1 protein-coding gene is annotated in these 1,120 nt (G+C 74.3%); it reads left to right on the forward strand.

Annotated features, from left to right (window positions below; translation table 11 throughout):
- Positions 1–53 precede the first annotated feature (53 nt).
- Positions 54–1,120 (forward strand): aminotransferase class I/II-fold pyridoxal phosphate-dependent enzyme (locus D180_RS20025; protein ID WP_017914167.1); only part of this gene is annotated, 1,067 nt, incomplete at its 3' end.

Genomic DNA, 1,120 nt, shown 5'->3' on the forward strand with positions numbered 1-1,120 from the left:
CGGCTCGGCCGGGGACGCGCTACGCTAGCCCGCCAGATGCCCGTCCCGCGCCCATGGCCCGTCCCGACCTGCACGACCGCATCCAGTCCGCGCGCGCCTTGCGCGAAGCGCAGGGGCGCCTGCGCGTGCGCCGCAGCGTCGGCCGCCGCGACGGCGTGCGCCTGGAAGTGGACGGCCGCTGGCTGACTGGCTTCTGCAGCAACGACTATCTGGGCCTGGCACAGCAGTTCGAAGTGGTCGCCGCCCTGCAGGACGCCGCCGCGCGCGGTGGCGCCGGCGCCACCGCCTCGCACCTGGTGTGCGGCCACCACGCGCTGCACGAGGCGCTGGAACGCGAGATCGCCGACTGGCTCGGCTATCCGCAGGCGCTGCTGTTCGGCAGCGGCTTCATCGCCAACCTGGCGGTGCAGCAGGCGCTGCTGAGCGAGGAAGAGGACGTGTGCGTGCAAGACCGGCTCAACCACGCCAGCCTGCTCGACGCCAGCCGCCTGGCCGGCTGCCGCCTGCGCCGCTACCCGCACCTGGATGCCGAAGGCGCGATGCGCCAGCTCAAGCACGCCGCCGACGGCGCGGCGATGCTGGCCACCGATGGCGTGTTCAGCATGGACGGCGACGTCGCCCCGCTGCGCTCGCTGGCGCTGGTGGCGCGCACCCAACAGGCGCTGTTGTACGTGGACGACGCGCACGGCGTCGGCGTGGTCGGCCCGCAGGGGCGCGGCAGCGTCGCCGAGGCCGGGCTGGGTGTCGACGACGTTCCGCTGCAACTGGTGACCCTGGGCAAGGCACTGGGCGGCTACGGCGCCGCAGTGGTCGGCGATACCACGCTGATCCGGCATCTGGCCGAAACCGCGCGGCCGTATCTGTACACCACCGCGCTGCCGCCGGCGCAGGCCGCGGCCTCGCTGGCGGCGGTCAAGCTGGCGCGGCGCGACCAGTGGCGGCGCGAGCGGCTGGTCGAGCTGATCGCCCTGTTCCGCGGCGGTGCCCGCCGTCACGGCCTGGAACTGATGGCCTCGGACACGCCGATCCAGCCGCTGCTGTGCGGCGAGGAGCGCACCGCACTGGCGTGGTCGGCGGCGCTGGAACAGGCCGGCTACCTGGTCTCGGCGATCCGCCCGCC

This window comes from Xanthomonas sp. SHU 166 (genome assembly GCF_000364685.1).
Classification (GTDB): domain Bacteria; phylum Pseudomonadota; class Gammaproteobacteria; order Xanthomonadales; family Xanthomonadaceae; genus Xanthomonas_A; species Xanthomonas_A sontii.